Genomic DNA, 19,033 nt, shown 5'->3' with positions numbered 1-19,033 from the left:
TTAAATAGCCTCTTCTGATTGATTACTTGTGTTATTTGACAAATCACCCGCAACTGATTGATATAAAGAGATATGGGTTAATAAAAGTTGTCGTTCTGCGTTGAGCTTTTGCTTTTGTAGGGTAAATAGTTTTTCTTGTGCACTAAGCACATCAAGATAGCTTTGTATGCCGTTCGAATATCTTATTAACTCGACTTTTAATATCATTTCCGATTGTTTTAAGCGTATATTTAAACTTTCCAAATTCGCTGTATAGCTATCAATTTCAATCAAGTTAACCTCAACTTCTCGAATCGCCTCAAGCACCGTTTGTGTATAGTCGTAAAAAGCGTATTGTGCATCAGTTTGCGCGCGTTCTGTTTCTGTCGCTAATCGACCTGCGCTGAAAATTGGTATGTTCAATTGCAACTCTAAATCTAGTTCCCAAAATTCAAAAAGTTTGGAGACCTCATCTGAACTTAGGCCTGATGATAGAGAGATGTTGGGTAGTTGCGTCGCTTTTGCGACTCCAATTTTATGGTGTTGTCCCAAATAGTCATACCATGCTTGGCGTACATCAGGGCGTTGTTTAAGTCGCTCTGAAGAAAATTCATCAATATTTGAAGTAGGGATATAAATTGATGGACTATAGTGCCAACTGACTGGTGCATTTGGACTTCTACCGAGCAAAATATTCATCTGCTTTTCTAAAATACGAAGCTCAAAGCTTGATTGTGTATACTGAGATTGAAGTGATTCAAGTAGTTGCTTTTGACGTAAAACTGCACTAATACTTTGTTGTGCATAGCGAAATTGTTGTTCTGAGATTGTGGTTATTTTTTGGGTATTAATCAGCTGTTCTTCGAGAAGGTTTTGTTGTTTAACTTGTTCATGCAGTAAATACCATTGTCTAGCAACATTTCCTGCTAAGGCTTGCTGACTTATGATGTACTGTTCTTGAGTAGACAGTAAGTTAAAATAGGCGATATCTGTATTGAGTTGGTTTTTCCCCCACAGATCTCATTTCCCAGCTAGCTTTTAATTCAACTTCATTGCTTGTTTCCGATGTTCTTTTATCGGAATCATAATTATAACTGGGCGTTAATTCTCCTGTCATAGTAGGGTAACGTCGAGCCCCTTCAATATTCAAAGATGCGATTGCGCGAGCTACTCTCGTTTGCGCGACTTTAATTGAAAAATTGTCATTCAGAGCTACTTCTATAAGTTGGTTCAATTGAGGTTGTTGAAAGACTGTCCACCAAGTTGACAGAGGTGTAATGTCGGCATGTTCATCTAAGAACAGTTCAATTTCAAGTTCCTCACGTTCAGGTAATTGTGTACATCCAAGTGCAAATAATTGAGTGATTAGTAAACTACATATAATAAAATGCCGTTGTTTTTGAAAAACTCGATATATTATCTCGTAAATGTATCTGTCTAACGAGCCAACGAATCATCGTTATCATGCTCAACGCCTTTTAAATTATAAATAGAGTCAATAGGTTAAATATACCGCTTGAAATAATTCCTAGGATGACAATTTTGTCATTTACGATGATTAGATTGCTGTGGAGGTGATCGGGTTTCCAATAAAGGACACTAAGCTAAACAGACTCCCATAGTTGTCGCTATGAGTATAAAAGAAATATGTCTAGAGCGTTCTAAGCTAGGCTATTAGAACTGAAAGTTCAAAGATTGCTTGTGAAAAAATAAATCATAAGATGTTGATTTTATTTTGAAAAGTATTCCATCTAAGGTGGAGGAGTGAATTGAAGTACGAAATTGCATCATTATTGTCAATCTCGTACCCATAGTTAATTTCAACTTATTTATTTAACGCACTTTTTACTTTTTAAATAAACACCAGCTTCTGTGTGGTGTGTATATGGGAATTGATCAAAAAGTGCGAAACGTTCAACATTGTGTGTTTCGTTAAACACCTGCATGTTTGCTTCAAGTGTATCCGGATTACAGCTTATGTATAAAATATTGTCATAGGTTTGCACCATTTTTACTGTTTCATCATCCAAACCTGCACGCGATGGATCCACAAAAATAGTATTACATTGGTACTCATCAAGATCTATTCCCTCTAAACGCGTGAACTCTCGCTCTTTATTAATTGCTTGGGTAAAATCTTCCGCTGACATACGAATAATGGTGAGGTTATCAACCTTATTTTCGGCAATATTATACTGTGCTGAATGCACCGAAGGCTTGGCTATCTCAGTTGCTAATACCTTGTCGAAATTTTTAGCCAGTGCAATCGAGAAATTACCATTACCACAATATAGTTCTAATAAATCGCCTTGACTATTACGGGTACAATCAATCGCCCACTCTAGCATTTTTATAGAAATCATGGCGTTAGGTTGGGTAAAGCTATTTTCAACTTGCTGATAAATGAGTGTTTGCCCATCGACTGGTAATGATTCAACAACATATTCTTTATCGAGCAGAAACTTTTGTTTTTTCGCTCGACCAATAAAGTTGATATTAAACTGTTTTGAAAGCGTTGCTTTTAATTTTTCGGCTTCCGCTTGCCATAAATCATCAAGCTGTTTGTGGTAAAGCAAACTCACCAGAATTTCACCACTTAATGTAGACAGAAATTCAATTTGAAATAGCTTAAAACGCAGTGTTTTGTTTACTTTGATCTGCTCAATTAACGGGCTCATGACATCATTAATGAGTTGGCTTGCTGGTGGAAATTGATCCACACGAATTTTTTGTTTGGTTTGTTGGTCAAACATTATGTAATAAAGATCATCACCTTCATGCCAAACACGAAACTCACTGCGCATGCGGTAATGGGTATTAGGTGACGCAAATACTTCTAATTCAGGTAGATTAAAAGTGGCAAATTGTTCGTTAAACTGCATTTTTTTAGCATCTAACTGTTTTTCATAATTATCGGGATCAACAAATTGCATCGTCACTTTAACCTTTTTCATAAATTTTATTGGGGCTGAATTTTAAAGTAGCGAGACTTTATTGACCAGTACTATTATAGTTATTTCTTTATTCGCCAATAGCAGGTTAAAATGACGCAATAAATAAACCAATATAGGCCACAATATCCATCATGCCAGTTAAACAACTTTTAATATTTGACTCCGGAGTCGGTGGATTATCTATTTTTCAAGAAGTGATCAAACGAGTTACTAATATAAATTGTTATTACCTTTCTGATAATGCTTATTTTCCCTATGGTGAATTAGATGAAAACGCGCTTATTTCTCGATTAACAGAATTATTGCAGAGGTTTGTAGAAAAACACCCTGTGGATATGATTGTGATTGCTTGTAATTCTGCCAGCACAGTTGCATTAACTGCCCTGAGAGCATTTTTTAGCATACCCATTGTTGGTGTTGTACCAGCAATAAAACCCGCTAACTTGATGACTACCAATGGCATTATTGGTTTAGTTGCTACTCCTGCCACAATCAATCGAGAATATACGCAAAAGTTAGTAAATGAATTTGCTCGCGATAAAAGTGTCTTGAAATTAGGCTCTACTCAATTAGTGAAAATAGCAGAACAAAAATTGCAGGGAAAGGTGGTTGACTTAGATGCCATTAAAGCTGTTTTTCAACCATGGCTAAGCTTAAATAATAAACCGGATACCTTAGTTTTAGGTTGTACGCATTTTCCATTATTAAAAACAGAAATTAGTGAGTGTTTCAACGACCAAATCCAATTGGTAGACTCTGGTGAGGCCATTGCAAATCGTGTTGTGGCATTATTAGGTGGAGCAAAGTCAGAGGGTAAAATACAACAAAAAGCAGATTATGATGCTTTTTATACCTTAACTGATGAAAAGCAGTTGTTATTGGAAAGTACTTTTTTGAAGTTAAATTTTAAGTCTTTTTCATTATTTGAGGCGTGAGTCAAAGCTTGTGAAATGGGTCAAAACATATGTTTATTTTTGACCCAAACAAAGTATCTGAATTATCTTTTGCACCAACTTCTTGGTAAGTTCGTTTGCAAGCGGTCCCATCTTTCTTGAATAAATGGCATCGATGTTCTGGTAATCTAAATTTAAATTGTTGCCCAAGTGCCACATCTGCAACGTCAAAATAACGAATAATCAGATCACTTTCAATACAGGTCGCTTCGACATAAATTTGAGTTTCATGACCAAGCTGTTCAAGCACTTGAATTTCACTACTTAAAATCAGCCCGCCAACTTCCGGTTCACCATTATTACATTGCTTTGAAACAGAAGTATCAATATGTTTCTGGGCGTATCCCTACGGATACCGAGTCTCCAATACTAAGATTATCATGTTCAACTTGGACAATCAGTTTGGCCTCGTTAGCCAGTTTAACTTGAACACCAGTGTCTGTAAGCGCAATCACTTTAGCATTAATAAAATTCATTTTAGGAGAGCCAATAAAACCAGCTACAAAACGATTAGTTGGATAATGGTATAGCTCCAGTGGTGAGCCAACCTGGGCAATTCTTCCTCCTTCTAATACAACAATGCGATCTGCCATTGTCATTGCTTCTACCTGATCATGAGTAACATACACCATGGTAGAGTTTAAACGTTTATGCAGTTTAGATATTTCAATGCGCATTTGTACACGTAAGGATGCATCAAGGTTAGAAAGTGGCTCATCAAAAAGTAATACTTTAGGGCGGTTTACTAATGTACGACCTATCGCGACACGTTGTTGTTGTCCGCCAGACAGTTCCTTTGGTTTTTTATCTAATTGATTACCTAATTGCAGAATTGAAGAGGCATAATCAAGGCGTTTTTCTATTTCTTTGGGATCTGTTTTTTTAAGGCGTAAACCAAAGGTCATATTCTCTTTTAAATTTAGATGCGGATAAAGCGCATAGGATTGAAATACCATGCTGATTGAACGCTCAGAGGGCGGTATATCATTCACTTTGACATTATCAATATAAAGCTCACCAGAGGTAATATTTTCAAGGCCGGCAATCATACGTAAAAGAGTTGTTTTACCACATCCAGAGGGGCCTACAAATGCGATAAATTCACCATCAACTATTTCCAAATCGATATCTTTTTGTACTACTACATCACCAAATGCTTTAGTTACTTTTTTTAATACGACACTTGCCATTTGTTCCGCCTCTTACTGTTTGCTTTTTATTGGAGTCTATTGTGACTCAGGGAACTGCACAATTCATCCTCCCAAAGGGGGCGTAGAAACATTTTTTAATTCATTAACAGAAGGGCTTAATTATTTTGCTTGGGGTTTTGAGGAGGTTGATAGAGTTAAAGCATTAAATAAGTGCAACCAATTGCTCACTGAGTTGTAGTGCTTCTTTACGATCCTCCAGACCAAGTTTTTGGTATACATTACGAATATGCGTTTTGATGGTCGTAGGCGCAACGCCCATGGTTTTTGCAATTTCATGATTACGATAACCAGAATAGATTAACCCAAGCACCTGCCATTCTCGAGGCGTTAAGGGAATATTTTTTACCAAACGTGGTGTACGAGTATGATTAATTATTTTTAAAACCGCGCACTATCAAAGGGGTTTTTAGGGCCTTTATTCAAGTTGATGCCAGACAAAGATAGCAGTGACATTAATTTTGTTTTAACCGAATCAATTAAGGATGGGTCATTCGCTAACTCTTGATACATTGGTTTAAGGTTTTCAGACTCTCTAATAAAGCAAGTATCTAAACCGGTATAAAGAGAAGACTCAACCGCTTGATGTAAGTGTTCGCTTGGCCTTTGAATATTTTTGTAACTTAGTTTCTATGCTGGTTAATAAAATGAGATTACGGTTTATTTCCATTTGTAATTGGCATGCCTGTGCATCACACATATTCTTTTGCGCTATCTCAAGTGCTTCATCAAATAATCCCAGTTTAATATAAGCTCGAATTAAATTACGGTTGTGGCACTGATCAAAATGATTAAGCGCACTGGCTGGACGTGGCGCTTGTTGTAACCACTTTTCAATGGCCGCAATATCATTATTGATTCGCCAATACTTCAAGCGCGCGTAGTTAGCCGATGCAATCCAATCGGTATGGTAGTTTTGGTTACGTAATAAACGCTCAATTTCAGCAATTAATATATCTGCTTGTTGTTCTTGTTCTAATGCAATCTTTGCCTGCAGGGTATAAGTATACAACAACCACTGTTCATCTTGGGGTTTCAGTACCTCAATGGCTTTTTTACAGAGTTCTTCTGCAAGTTCAAATTGGCCTGCTTGATATGCGCGTTGTACTTTATAGTGTAACGGGAATGCGTATAACGGTAAGGACTCTAAATGGTGCAATTTGATTAAGTCGATGGCTTTTTGTAGATGCTCTTCTGCTTTTTGGTGCAAGCTTTGTGCTTGTAATATTTCAGCCTGTTGATACAGAGACCAAATAATACTTTGAAACATATCTTGTTCACTAGCAAGGTCTAAAACCTCTTGAAAATACTGGTACGCAAGATCTAATTTACCTAAGCAATGATAGGCTTCGCCAATGATCGTTTGTGCAATAATACTGGTTCGAGCACTTGGATTAGGAAGGTATGATAATGTTGCTTGAGCTTGTGTTAAGGCGTCACTAATTCGACCTTGGTTAATCGAAATTTGCGCTTTTATCACCATAAATTCGCTTAACATTTCCTGTGATAACTTCAGGTTTAACTTGTTGAATACTTTCTCTGCTTGCTTAATAAAAGGAGCGACTTTGTAGTGTTGATGATGACTTTGTAACATCCAGGCTTTTAATATAACTAACTCAGGATATTGCATAATGACTTGTTTAATGAGATTAAAACAAGCTTGTAAATGGTTAAATTGGCCATCATGAAATAATGCCCATCCACCTTGCTGTAATAACTCAATAATCAGATCTTGATCGGCGCTACGAATGGCATGAGGTAAGGCTTCGGCAAGTTGTTGTTGGTCTAATAACAGATAGGCTATTTCAGTATCGCTAAGGTGTTGAACATTTTGTTGTTTGCTTTTATGCATCAAAAAGCTTTTAAAAAAGCTATTACAGGTATACCAGCTACATTGTTTTGGTAATTTGATAATTAGATTACTTTGCTTATTAAGTTGCGCTAATAAAGCCTCTCCATTATCAGTATTACAAAGTTGATTTATCATTTGAGCATTTATTTTACTTAAAGGGGCAGTGCGTAGTAATAGTGTTTGTAATTCGCTAGGAAGATGTACAAAAACCTCTTCGTCAAAGTATTCCCACAAATAAATGTGTTCATTTTTTGAAATTTGTTGAGCACAAACAGTAAAGCTGTCTATATTTTTACTTAAAATAGCGGTTAATTGTAATGCTGTCGGCCAACCAATGATCTGTCGATTAAGTGCTAAAATTGCATTTTCTGGTAATTCAAAGGAAACACTTTTTTCAAAAATAAAATGCTTTCTTGGTCACTAAATGCAAGCTCTTTGATATTTAACTCAAGGAGTTGTTGTTTAATACGTAAGTTTGAAACGGGTAATTGAGTCGGAAAGCGGGTGGCTATCAGTATTTGCCAGTTATGAGGCATATGTTTAATAAAAAAGCTTAACGCATTTAAAATATTATCATCAGTAATATGATGAAAGTTATCTAAAACAATACTAATTGGCGCTTCTAATTCAGAGGTTTCATTAAAAAAAGCGTGAATAAAGTGATTAAATCTATGTGATTATTCTGCTTTACCATTTCAAGGCTGGCTGGACAATGAACACTTTCTAAGGTGGCAAGACTAAAAATAAAGTATTCAGCAAATTGCTGTGCGTCATTATCATAGTTATCGATGCTGAACCAAGCGTTATGAGGTTGATGTTCAGACCACTCAGTCATAAGGCTTGTTTTTCCATAACCGGCAGGTGCATTAATTAATGCTAATTTAGTCGCTTCAAAGTCATTCAGCAGGTGTAGTCGTGGAATGGCATTCTTGAGTGGACGTGGCGCGGTGATTTTTGACTTTATTAGCATTTATAACCTTTCAAATAAAACTTGGCTGTTATGAATTAATTCTTAATATACTGGTTTAACTAATTCGATGAATTTAGCCTTATATTTAAGCCAGTAATGTTTTACTTATGCTTTCCTGCTTAAATTACGCCCTATGAATTTTCTCCAAAAATCAGTGTAGCAAAGTTCTAAATATAGATTCAACTTTACAATTCAGTTTCTGTGCTTACAAACACTTATGTTTATACCAATTTCGTAAATTTAATGAGCAAATATTACGCAGGAAAAAAGAGCTAGTTTAAGGTGGGAGTTGCTTAGGTGTAAATGTAAGCATTTAGCACCTTTAATGGTTGCTCCCTTTGTCAGACTTGCAACGCGAAAATAGCTTTTTTAACCACTAAGATGGATCACTTATTTAATGGAGTTGGTATTAGTATAGATCATATATAAAGGGGGGCGTAGTTAGCAGGGGGATGACCTAAAAATTAATCAGGAATATGATCCCTATCGTTAAATAAAAAGCAAAATAATTAATCGTCAATAATCATACTATTAAGGATCTTATTATGAAAAAAACACTTACTACGCTTGCTGTTTCAGTTCTTATTGCACTAGGTAGCGGCAATGTTGCTCACGCCAAAATGGATGAAGGTAAACTCACTATTTGGATCAATGGGGATAAAGGTTATAACGGATTGGCAGAAGTGGGTAAGAAGTTTTTGGAAGAAACTGGTGTGGAAGTGATTGTCGCTCACCCAGATAAACTAGAAGAAAAATACCAGCAGGTAGCGACCACAGGTGATGGTCCTGATATCGTATTTTGGGCTCACGACCGTTTTGGACAATGGGCGCAAGCTGGTTTACTTGCCGAAGTAAAACCAAGTGCTTCTTTACAGGAGAAAATGATTGATTTTACTTGGGACGCAGTTACTTATAATAATAAGTTTGTAGGTTACCCTATTGCAGTTGAGTCGCTTTCACTAATTTATAATAAAGATTTAGTGCCTAATCCACCTAAATCATGGGAAGAGATGGAAGCGCTAAATAAAAAACTCAAAAAAGATGGTAAGTCCGCAATCATGTGGAACTTAAGCGAACCTTTCTTCTCGTGGCCATTACTTGCTACCGATGGTTATGCTTTTGATTTTAATAATGGTGTTTACGACCCTCAAAATACGGGGGTTAATACAGCGGGTGCAAAATCTGCATTACAATTTATTGTGGATATGATTGAGCGTAAAGATATCAGCGCTGATGTTGATTATTCGATTGCAGAATCTGCTTTCAACACAGGCCAAACAGCAATGACGATTAATGGTCCTTGGGCTTGGGGGAATATTGATAAAAGTGGTATTAACTACGGCGTAACTGTATTACCAACTTACAAAGGTAAATCTGCTAAACCATTTGTTGGCGTATTAACTGCGGGCATTAACAGTGCAAGTCCTAATAAAGACTTAGCAAAAGAGTTTATTGAAAACTACCTGTTAACCAATGAAGGATTAGCGCTTGTGAATAAGGATAAGCCTCTTGGTGCAGTAGCATTACAATCTTACCAACTTGAGCTTGAAAATGATTCACGTATTACCGCTACGATGAGCAATGCAGAGAATGGTGAAGTAATGCCTAATATCGCAGAAATGTCGAAATTCTGGTACGCAGAAAAAGCGGCGATTATTAATGCAACACAGGGGCGTCAATCTGTTTCTGAAGCACTAGATGATGCAGTTGCTCGCATTATTAAGCAGTAATTGAAAACGAGGCCATCATTTTATGATGGCCTTTATTGATCAAAGTTCTACAGGTGAGGGTTTTATGGAACTGGCTATGAATTTAGGAAAAAATAATAGGTCGCGTGCTGTATGGATAAAGTGGATTGTATTATCACTTGTTTCTTTAATCGCAGGTTATGCCATTATTTTAATGTACGCGCAAAATGAAATTATATTTGCGTTATTAACATTGGTTATTGTTGCTTCTGGTGTGGTTATTTTTGCTCGCGAAGATACCTATTCTCACCGATATATTTATCCGGGGATAGCGGCAATTTGCCTGTTCATTATTTTTCCTTTGCTTTATACCATAGGTATTGCCTTTACAAATTATAGTGGCTCTAATCAACTCTCCTTTGAACGAGTTCAATCACAATTTTTAAGTAAAACCTATCAATTACCTGACTCTGCTTTTGCATTTGCATTATACCAAATTGATGAAAATCGGGTTCAGGTTCATTTAAGTAAAGACGATAAGAAATTATTTTCACCTGCCATTGATTTATCTGACATTCAAAATCCCATTCAATTACAGACTAGCAACGCATTTACGGAAGCTAAAAAAGCGAAATTGCGTTTTGTTATCAAAAATAGAAGTTTAATAGGGAAACTGGTTTTATTAAATGAACAAGGACAGTCACTTATTATGACTGGCCTACGAGAGTTTTCGCAAAGCACCCCTCTATCAATTACAAAATGATAAAGAAACCTTAATTAACCTAATGGATAATCAAGTGTTAAAACCAAATATGGACATTGGTTATTATCAAGCGGTTGATGAAAATGGAAACTTTATTGGACATGAAATTTCACCAGGTTTTGTTGTTGCAGATGGCTGGACTAATTTTACACGTATCTTTTTAGATAAAGGTATTCAAGGTCCTTTTATTCAGATTTTTATTTGGACATTAATATTTTCCGGATTAACGGTTCTCTTCACATTAGCCGTTGGCTTAGTGCTAGCGTCGGTTGTGCAGTGGGATGAATTAAAAGGTAAAGCGGTTTACCGAATGTTGCTTATTTTACCCTATGCCGTACCCGCGTTTATTTCCATTCTAATTTTTAAAGGGCTTTTTAATCAGAGTTTTGGTGAGATTAATCAGTTATTAGAGGGCATATTTAATTTTAAAGTGAATTGGTTTACAGACCCTTATATGGCTAAAACCATGATCCTTATTGTTAATACCTGGTTGGGGTACCCATATATTATGATTTTATGTATGGGGTTATTAAAGTCTATTCCTAGTGATTTATATGAAGCATCCGCTATTGATGGGGCAACACCTCTTGATAATTTCTTTAAGATCACTTTGCCGTTAATGATAAAACCCTTAACACCATTATTAATTGCCAGCTTTGCATTCAACTTTAATAATTTTGTATTAATTCAGTTATTAACCAATGGCGCGCCGGATATCATTGGTTCTTCAACACCTGCTGGACATACTGACTTATTAGTGAGTTATACCTACCGTATCGCCTTTGAAGGTGGTGGCGGTCAAGACTTTGGACTTGCAAGTGCGATTGCGACATTAATTTTCTTAGTAGTAGGTGCATTAGCATTACTTAACCTACGACTCTCTAAAAACCAAGACGCTTAGGAGAACCTCATGCCGATAGTAAAATCTAAAAATCAAAATAAACGTGTTTGGTTCGCACATGCATTTTTATGGCTATTTTGTGCCGCAATTATGTTCCCGTTGTTAATGGTGATTGCCATCTCTTTTCGAGAGGGAATTTTGCGACGGGTTCATTAATTCCATCTGATCCAACCTTAGAGCATTGGAAGTTAGCATTAGGCATTAGTATAGAGAATGCTGATGGTAGTATCAGCCATCCTCCATTCCCTGTTTTATTGTGGTTATGGAACTCGATAAAGGTTGTCGCAATAACTTCTGTGATTGTTCTGTCGCTATCAACAACCTGTGCTTATGCCTTTGCGCGAATGCAATTTGCTGGAAAAAAAGCCTTGTTAGAAGGTATGCTTATTTTTCAGATGTTTCCTGCTGTGTTAGCGCTAGTCGCACTTTATGCACTCTTTGATAAAGTCGGGCAGTACATTCCTTTTTTAGGCTTAAATACTCATGGCGGGTTAATTTTTGCGTATCTTGGCGGGATTGCGTTACATGTGTGGACTATAAAAGGCTATTTTGAAACCATCGATAAATCCCTTGAAGAAGCGACTTCGCTTGATGGTGCAACTCCCTGGCAAACCTTTAGGATGATTTTATTACCTTTGTCGGTGCCTATTTTGGCGGTGGTGTTTATTCTTTCATTTGTTGCTCGCTATTACCGAAGTGCCAGTTGCTTCAATTCTGCTGGTGGATGTTGATAAATACACTCTAGCTGTGGGAATGCAACAATACTTATATCCGCAAAACTATTTGTGGGGCGATTTTGTCGCTGCCGCAGTGTTATCGGCGCTACCGATTACTATCGTATTTTTACTCGCACAGAAATGGTTGGTTGGTGGATTAACGGCCGGTGGGAATAAAGGCTAAAATTTAAGTGTAATTATCTATTTATCAATATCTTGTGGTTTTATCTGCGAACTCTTACGTAATCATTTATTAGCATCGATAAAGTTTTGTAATGTGGCCATTTAAAACTACTTTTTCGCTTCAGAGTGAGACTTCTCTAATTAAAGTAAAGGATATACTATGCAGGACTTGCTAGGAAAATTATCAATACGCTTTCAAATACTAATTCCTGTTTTTTTTGTTGCTGTATTTGTGATCGCCAGTTTGTTTGTTGCCAAATTCAAACTAATAAATGAAACTGAGAAAATGGCCACCTCTTCAGTTCAGATTGCCCAACAAAAAGACAAATTAAGTACATTAAAAACCAATATTTTAAATGTCAGAATTGTTACTTTAATGGCAACTCAAGATCGAGATATTATTCCAGGGCTTCCTGATGTCTTTAGTGCATCGCAACTAGAAAACTCAACTTTATTTAGCGAGCTCGCTAGTATTAATGAGATTTCTGATGAAGTTACACTGTTAAAGGAATCATTCGATTCGTACATTTTATTTGGCTCAGAAAAGTTACCCTCGCTATTACGAAAAAAACATTCAAGAATGTTGCGTGATGACAAATTCATTTTGCAAACTAAAGATTTTTATGAAACAGGATCTCAAATGGGGAGCTCTCTGGAAAATCTATCACTTAAACTCAATAATGTAGCAGATTCAAATAATTCAAAGTCAATAGCGCAAATGGACTCGATGTTAAACTTTGTTGTGTATGCAATTATAGGCATTATTTTTATCGGTATTATTAATGGGTGGTTAGTGGCAGGCATGATTGTTTCACCCATAAAAGAGATAAATCAAGCAATGAATAAACTTGCATCTGGAGAGTTATTTAGTAAGGCAAACGTTAAAGGTAGCAATGAAATTGCTCATTTGGCAAAAGATATGAATGCAACATCTGATAAACTAAATCAGACTGTCACCGGTTTAATGCGTATTGGTGATGAAGTACTTAACTCATCAAGAAATTTAGCAACAACAATGGAAAAAGCGTCAATTAACTCAGAAACAGAGCTGAAACAAATAGAACAAATAGCCACGGCCATCACAGAGATGTCGAGTAGTGCAGATGAAGTTGCAAGAAATGCCTCTTATGCAGAAAGTGCTCGCTATGCAGGCCAATAACCTCGCTTGTAATAGCATTGAATTGTTTGCGAAGAGAAATGAAAAGAATCTAGAGTTAATAGATAAATTGACCGACGCGACTGAAAAAGTAACTGTGCTTAGAGAGCAGTCCCTAGATATTTCAAAAGTTCTTGATGTTATTCAGGGCATTGCAGAACAAACCAACCTTCTTGCATTAAACGCAAGAATTGAAGTCGCGCGTGCTGGTGAATTCGGTCGTGGTTTTGCTGTTGTTGCGGATGAAGTTAGAAGTCTTGCATCAAAAACACAAAAATCAACTGAAGAGATTGAAAACATCATTAATTTACTTCAGAAACAGTCTTCCGAAGCAAATGATGTAATGCTGGAAAGCTTAGATGATATTAATAATAATGAAGCATTGTCAGCAGAGGTTACGGCGCTGCTCTCTGATATTACAACTGCGATTGAAGAAATTAGTAATCAGAACTCTTTAGTTGCCACTGTCGCTACGGAGCAAAGTGTCGCCACAACGGCAATTAATAGGAATGTAACGAGTATCAAAGATCTCGTTACCGATAACTCTGCTGGTATTAATGAAAGCACGGCTTCGAGTGAAAACTTAACAAAAATGGCCAATGATCAAAATAATCAGCTCAGCTTCTTTTCGTTAAAGCGTTAATTAAAATAATAAGGCTAAATATAATCAGTGACAGCTGAACAATGCTAGTTGTTCAGCTTTGCCGTTTAAATTTTGTTCTTCGCTGGGCATTATGCTCTTTGTTGTTAAATAACTAGGCAGACAACTCGTTGCAAAATAAACCTGAAAGGTTAGCAGGCCCTATGATTTTGGAATATTGAGGCCACTCAAACATTTTTGTAGCACTCAGCTAAATTATTTTTGCTAATCACTCTCACCTCTATGTTTTAAACGTCTCTATTTTATTTTTTATAAGCAACTGTTATTAATTTTTTTGTTTTTATATGACCATTTAATAGCTTCTCATATTCAGTTTTTTTGAGTTGTTTCTAGCGAAATTTACAAGAAATAATTTTGTGATTTAAATCTACTTTTTGAGGTTTTTTTATCCCTTGTTTTATCAGGAAAAGTGGGGATTTATAGGACTTTTATTGGTGAAATTTATTTTATCTATGGATGTTGGGTGTAAGTGATATTTCACTCTATGTCATTTACTGCCTATTATCGAATTATTAATTTTAGTTAAATTTTTTGGACAGTATTTTTAATGAAAATCTCCTCATCACCAACGCAAAGACAAGATAAAAAATGGTGGCATAACGCTGTCGTTTATCAAATATATCCACGCAGTTTTATGGACTTAAATAATGATGGTATTGGAGATATTGCGGGCATCATTAGCAAGTTAGGATATTTAAAATTATTAGGTGTTAATGTTATTTGGTTATCTCCAGTCTTTAAATCTCCGATGGATGATAATGGCTACGATATTTCTGACTATCAGGACATCGCTTCTGAATTTGGTACCTTGGCTGAAATGGATAAGCTTATTTCTGTCGCTAATGAGCATGATATTAGTATTGTCATGGATTTAGTGGTTAATCACACCAGCGATGAACATACATGGTTTACTGAAGCGAAAAAATCAGTCGATAACCCTTTTCGTGATTATTATATTTGGCGTAAACCTCAAGCGGATGGTAGCGCTCCTAATGACTTTCATTCTTACTTTGGTGGTAGCGGTTGGCAATTTGATGAAACCACTGGCGAGTATTATTTTCATCAATTCTCTAAAAAACAACCAGATTTAAACTGGGATAACCCTAAAGCACAGCAAGCCGTGCACAAGATGATGAACTGGTGGTTAGACAGAGGCATTGGCGGTTTTAGAATGGATGTTATTGACCTGATAGGAAAAGACGTCGATAACAAAATAATGAGTAATGGCCCGCGTTTACATCCGCTTTTACAGGAAATGAATAAAGCCACCTTTGGTGAACATAATGTATTAACGGTTGGTGAAACCTGGAGTGCTACCCCTGAAATTGCCAAGTTATACTCAGAGCCGGCGCGACAAGAGTTATCAATGGTTTTTCAGTTTGAGCATATTACCATCACTTTTGACCCTCATGAAGGTAAGTGGAAACCACGTACTTTTGATCTGGTTGAATTCAAACAAGTGATCAGCAAGTGGCAAATAGGCTTAGCAGATAGTGGTTGGAATTCGTTATTTTGGAATAATCATGATTTACCGCGTGCTGTTTCAAAATATGGTGACCCTGGTCAATACCGAGTGCAGTCAGCAAAAATGTTAGCGACTGCATTGCACTTTTTAAAAGGCACGCCTTATATCTATCAAGGCGAAGAAATTGGCATGACTAACGTGCAATTTGAAAATATTGAAGAATATCAAGATATTGAAACCCTTAACCTTTATAAAGAACGCATTGCAGAGGGCTGTTCACATGAACAGATGATGCAAGGTATTTATGAAAACGGCAGAGATAATGCGCGTACCCCGATGCAATGGAAAAACACCATAAATGGCGGTTTTAGTCAGGTTTCTCCTTGGCTGAAAACTAATAAAAATTATTGCGATATTAACGTTGAAAGCGCCTTAAATGATCCTGATTCTATTTTTTATCATTACCAAAAACTCATTAAATTACGCAAACAACATGAGGTGATGGTTTATGGTGATTACGTGCCTTTATTTGAATCTCATACTCAGGTTTTTGCCTACCAGCGTCAGTTAGATAATGTACAAATTATAGTATTTAATAATTTCACTAAGGACTCAGTGCAATTGCCTTTACCTGAATATTTACAAGGGTTAACAGGGCAATGTTTGATCTCTAATTATGAGCCACGCACGCAATTAACAGAACTTTTAGAACTGGCTCCCTATGAGTCCTTTGCGCTTGTCATTAATCGCGCTAGCTGAATGAAATTTATCAATTTTTAGAATCGTAAAATGGAAGAAAAATATGACAACTTATAGTTTAGTCGGAGATGTTGGTGGCACAAATGCGCGATTAGCATTGTGTGAATTAGAAACAGGCCATATCTCTCATGCGTTGACCTTTTCAGGTTTAGATTACCCATCTCTAGAATCTGTTATACAGGCTTATTTGCAACAAAAAAGTATACAAGTTGATAAAGCTTGTATTGCTATTGCCTGCCCGATTCAAGGTGATAGGGTGGAGATGACAAATCATACCTGGGCATTTTCTATTACAGAAATGCAAGCCAACCTAGGTTTGGAGCAACTGACTGTGATCAATGATTTTACCGCTGTTTCAATGGCTATTCCTGTGCTTGCTGATGATGAGAAAATTCAGTTAGGTGGCGAATCTGTTGAACAGGATAAACCGATTGCCATTTATGGTGCTGGCACAGGGTTAGGTGTTGCGCATCTTGTTCCCAATGAAGGTCGTTGGCTGAGTTTAGCGGGTGAAGGGGGGCACATGGATATGGCTAGTAATAACCAAATAGAAGACCAAATATTACAGCAATTGCGTAAAGAATTTGGTCATGTTTCTGCTGAAAGGTTATTGTCAGGGCCTGGTTTGGTTAATATTTATAATGCCTTGGTGAAATCTGATGACCGTACTCCTGAATTATTAACGCCTCAACAGGTCAGTGAACGAGCTATTTCCGAACAGTGTAAGGATTGTCATCAAGCTCTTAGTCAATTTTGTATATTTATGGGACGTTTTGCCGGAAATCTCGCATTAAACCTAGGTACTTTTGGTGGTGTTTATATTGCTGGTGGCATAGTACCTCGCTTTATTGATTTTTTACAAGCATCAGAATTTCGCGATGCTTTCGAGGACAAAGGCCGATTTAAAGCTTATTTAAAAGCTATCCCTATTTACCTTATTACACACCCTCAGGCTGGTTTGCTTGGTGCAGGCGCTTATTTACGTCAATCCTTAGGCATTCGTTTATAACAATTAATCCGGAAAGAGTGGCAGTTAAAGCATCAATAAATTGACTTTAAACTGTTTTATTCCATCAATAGTAAAAGATAAAAATATGCAAAATGAAATGATTAACAACAATGAAAAATTCCATAATATTCAACGCAGTTGGTGGAAAGAGGCAGTCGTTTACCAAATCTACCCTCGTAGTTTTATGGACTCAAATGGAGATGGTATTGGCGATTTGCGTGGCATCATCGAGCGTTTAGATTACCTTCAAGAGTTAGGCATAGATGTGATTTGGATTTGCCCTATGTTCAAGTCTCCTAATGATGATAATGGTTATGATATCAGCGACTACCAAGACATTATGGATGAATTTGGTGATATGCAGGACTTTGATGATTTATTAGTCGCTATTCATGCGCGAGGAATGCGCTTGATTTTAGATTTAGTCGTCAATCATACTTCAGACGAGCATCCATGGTTTATTGAATCTCGCTCATCAAAAGATAGCCCTAAACGAGATTGGTATATTTGGCGTGACGCAGAGGAAGATAAAGCCCCTAATAACTGGGAAAGTATCTTTAAAGGTTCTGCTTGGCAAAAAGATGAAGCGACCAAGCAATATTACATGCATCTTTTTTCTCGCAAACAACCGGATTTAAATTGGGAAAATCAAGCTGTCCGTGATGCGATTTATAAAATGATTAATTGGTGGCTAGACAAAGGTATCGATGGCTTCCGATTAGATGCCATTACTCACATGAAAAAAGAACCTGGTTTAGCGAATATGCCAAACCCTAAAGGCCTTAAAAATGTGCCTTGTTGGGATAAAATGATGAACGTTGATGGTGTCCTCGATTATATCGATGATATGTGCAAACATACTTTTAACCACTATGACATTATGACCGTTGGTGAAGCAAATGGCGTGTCTGTTGAGCAAGCAGGGCAGTGGGTTGGCGAAGAACAACAGCGTTTAAATATGATTTTTCAATTCGATCATTTGAAACTTTGGAATGAAGATTCAGAGGCGAAATTGGACCTTACTAAAATTAAAGGTATTTTTAGTAAGTGGCAAAAAGGCTTACAAAATGCCGGTTGGAACGCGCTGTTTTTGGAAAATCATGATGTGCCTAGAATTGTCTCAAAATGGGGTGATGCTGAAAATTATTGGTATGAAAGCGCAACCTCTTTAGCGGTTATGTACTTCATGATGCAGGGCACTCCTTTTATTTATCAGGGCCAAGAAATCGGCATGACAAATACTCAGTTTGATCATATTGATGATTTTGATTGTGTTGGTACTAAAAACCATTATGCAGAGTTACTTGAACAGGGCATGCCAGAACAGGAAATTTTACATTTTTTAAGTCGAATTGGCCGAGATAATTCACGTACTCCGATGCAATGGGACGCAACAAAAAATGCTGGTTTCAGTGCAAACGAACCTTGGTTGAAGGTTAACCCTAATTATCAAAGTATTAATGTAGAAGAGCAGAAAAAAGACCAAAATTCGGTGTTTAATTTCTACCGTCGCCTTATTGCACTGCGCAAAGCAGAGCCTGTTTTAGTGTACGGTGATTATGATTTGGTGCTCGAAGATGATGTAAATATTTATGCCTATACGCGTAGCTTAAAAGAACAGCAACTGCTGATTATTTGTAACCTCAGCAAAGAAACTGTGCCAGTTGATTATTATAAAAGCGACCTTTCTGAAGAAAATTTGCTATTAACTAATTACGCTAATAACAATAATGAACATTATCAACTTCAGCCCTTTGAAACTAAAATATACCGCTTAGCATAGGCTTATTAGATAGATAAATTCGTTTCTTTTATA

15 protein-coding genes and 2 pseudogenes are annotated in these 19,033 nt (G+C 36.7%); 10 read left to right on the top strand and 7 right to left on the bottom strand.

The annotated features are described in order from the left end of the window. The 3 genes from ACLKMH_RS21635 to trmA form a co-directional block, all read right to left on the bottom strand. The gene (locus ACLKMH_RS21635; RefSeq protein WP_413699913.1) at positions 1–678 is read right to left on the bottom strand and encodes a TolC family protein; all 678 of its coding nucleotides are present in this window, start codon (positions 676–678) and stop codon (positions 1–3) included. 274 nt (positions 679–952) lie between these two features. Beyond that, complete coding sequence (locus ACLKMH_RS21630; RefSeq protein WP_413699912.1) at positions 953–1,213, bottom strand: TolC family protein; 261 nt, start codon at positions 1,211–1,213, stop codon at positions 953–955. Positions 1,214–1,808: 595 nt separating this feature from the next. Next, the gene (gene trmA / locus ACLKMH_RS21625; protein ID WP_413702436.1) at positions 1,809–2,918 is read right to left on the bottom strand and encodes a tRNA (uridine(54)-C5)-methyltransferase TrmA; all 1,110 of its coding nucleotides are present in this window, start codon (positions 2,916–2,918) and stop codon (positions 1,809–1,811) included. A gap of 146 nt (positions 2,919–3,064) precedes the next feature. Here trmA and murI point away from each other — a divergent pair, with 146 nt between their 5' ends. Further along, entirely contained in the window at positions 3,065–3,868 is an 804-nt protein-coding gene (gene murI, locus ACLKMH_RS21620) for a glutamate racemase (protein WP_413699911.1), read from the top strand. A 1-nt stretch (position 3,869) separates the two neighbouring features. Here murI and malK read toward each other — a convergent pair. From malK to ACLKMH_RS21600, 4 genes and pseudogenes are all read right to left on the bottom strand, one after another. Next, positions 3,870–5,076: pseudogene (gene malK, locus ACLKMH_RS21615) on the bottom strand (maltose/maltodextrin ABC transporter ATP-binding protein MalK). Between the two features lie 163 nt (positions 5,077–5,239). Continuing rightward, complete coding sequence (locus ACLKMH_RS21610) at positions 5,240–5,446, bottom strand: LuxR C-terminal-related transcriptional regulator (RefSeq protein ID WP_413699910.1); 207 nt, start codon at positions 5,444–5,446, stop codon at positions 5,240–5,242. A gap of 222 nt (positions 5,447–5,668) precedes the next feature. Beyond that, a complete protein-coding gene (locus ACLKMH_RS21605; RefSeq protein ID WP_413699909.1) occupies positions 5,669–7,180 on the bottom strand; it encodes a tetratricopeptide repeat protein in 1,512 nt (503 codons plus the stop codon). A 388-nt stretch (positions 7,181–7,568) separates the two neighbouring features. Continuing rightward, complete coding sequence (locus tag ACLKMH_RS21600) at positions 7,569–7,916, bottom strand: hypothetical protein (RefSeq protein WP_413699908.1); 348 nt, start codon at positions 7,914–7,916, stop codon at positions 7,569–7,571. 545 nt (positions 7,917–8,461) lie between these two features. On the opposite strand from ACLKMH_RS21600, the gene malE reads away from it, so the two are divergent. The 9 genes and pseudogenes from malE (at position 8,462) to ACLKMH_RS21555 (ending at position 19,000) form a co-directional block, all read left to right on the top strand. Beyond that, positions 8,462–9,646, top strand: coding sequence for a maltose/maltodextrin ABC transporter substrate-binding protein MalE (malE, locus tag ACLKMH_RS21595; protein WP_413699907.1), 1,185 nt, complete (start codon positions 8,462–8,464; stop codon positions 9,644–9,646). A 22-nt stretch (positions 9,647–9,668) separates the two neighbouring features. Next, positions 9,669–11,268: pseudogene (malF, locus tag ACLKMH_RS21590) on the top strand (maltose ABC transporter permease MalF). A 68-nt stretch (positions 11,269–11,336) separates the two neighbouring features. Further along, positions 11,337–11,999 (top strand): maltose ABC transporter permease MalG, encoded by a 663-nt coding sequence (malG, locus tag ACLKMH_RS21585; RefSeq protein ID WP_413699906.1) that lies wholly within the window; start codon positions 11,337–11,339, stop codon positions 11,997–11,999. 22 nt (positions 12,000–12,021) lie between these two features. Then, entirely contained in the window at positions 12,022–12,168 is a 147-nt protein-coding gene (locus tag ACLKMH_RS21580; protein WP_413699905.1) for a hypothetical protein, read from the top strand. Between the two features lie 159 nt (positions 12,169–12,327). Continuing rightward, a complete protein-coding gene (locus ACLKMH_RS21575; RefSeq protein ID WP_413699904.1) occupies positions 12,328–13,326 on the top strand; it encodes a HAMP domain-containing protein in 999 nt (332 codons plus the stop codon). Beyond that, positions 13,313–13,966 carry a methyl-accepting chemotaxis protein gene (locus ACLKMH_RS21570; protein WP_413702435.1) on the top strand — a complete coding sequence of 218 codons (654 nt, stop codon included), beginning with the start codon at positions 13,313–13,315 and terminating at the stop codon, positions 13,964–13,966. The genes ACLKMH_RS21575 and ACLKMH_RS21570 overlap by 14 nt, the downstream gene beginning before the upstream one ends. Before the next feature lie 565 nt (positions 13,967–14,531). Next, a complete protein-coding gene (locus tag ACLKMH_RS21565) occupies positions 14,532–16,208 on the top strand; it encodes a glycoside hydrolase family 13 protein (RefSeq protein ID WP_413699903.1) in 1,677 nt (558 codons plus the stop codon). A 43-nt stretch (positions 16,209–16,251) separates the two neighbouring features. After that, positions 16,252–17,217, top strand: a complete 966-nt coding sequence (gene glk / locus ACLKMH_RS21560) for a glucokinase (RefSeq protein ID WP_413699902.1) — start codon at positions 16,252–16,254, stop codon at positions 17,215–17,217. Between the two features lie 85 nt (positions 17,218–17,302). Next, entirely contained in the window at positions 17,303–19,000 is a 1,698-nt protein-coding gene (locus ACLKMH_RS21555) for an alpha-glucosidase (protein ID WP_413699901.1), read from the top strand. Positions 19,001–19,033 lie beyond the last annotated feature (33 nt).

Origin of the sequence: Psychromonas sp. KJ10-10 (genome assembly GCF_047323245.1) — a bacterium.
Classification (GTDB): domain Bacteria; phylum Pseudomonadota; class Gammaproteobacteria; order Enterobacterales; family Psychromonadaceae; genus Psychromonas.
Note: the sequence above shows the minus strand (reverse complement) of the source record. Positions and strands in the feature narration are given on the sequence as shown.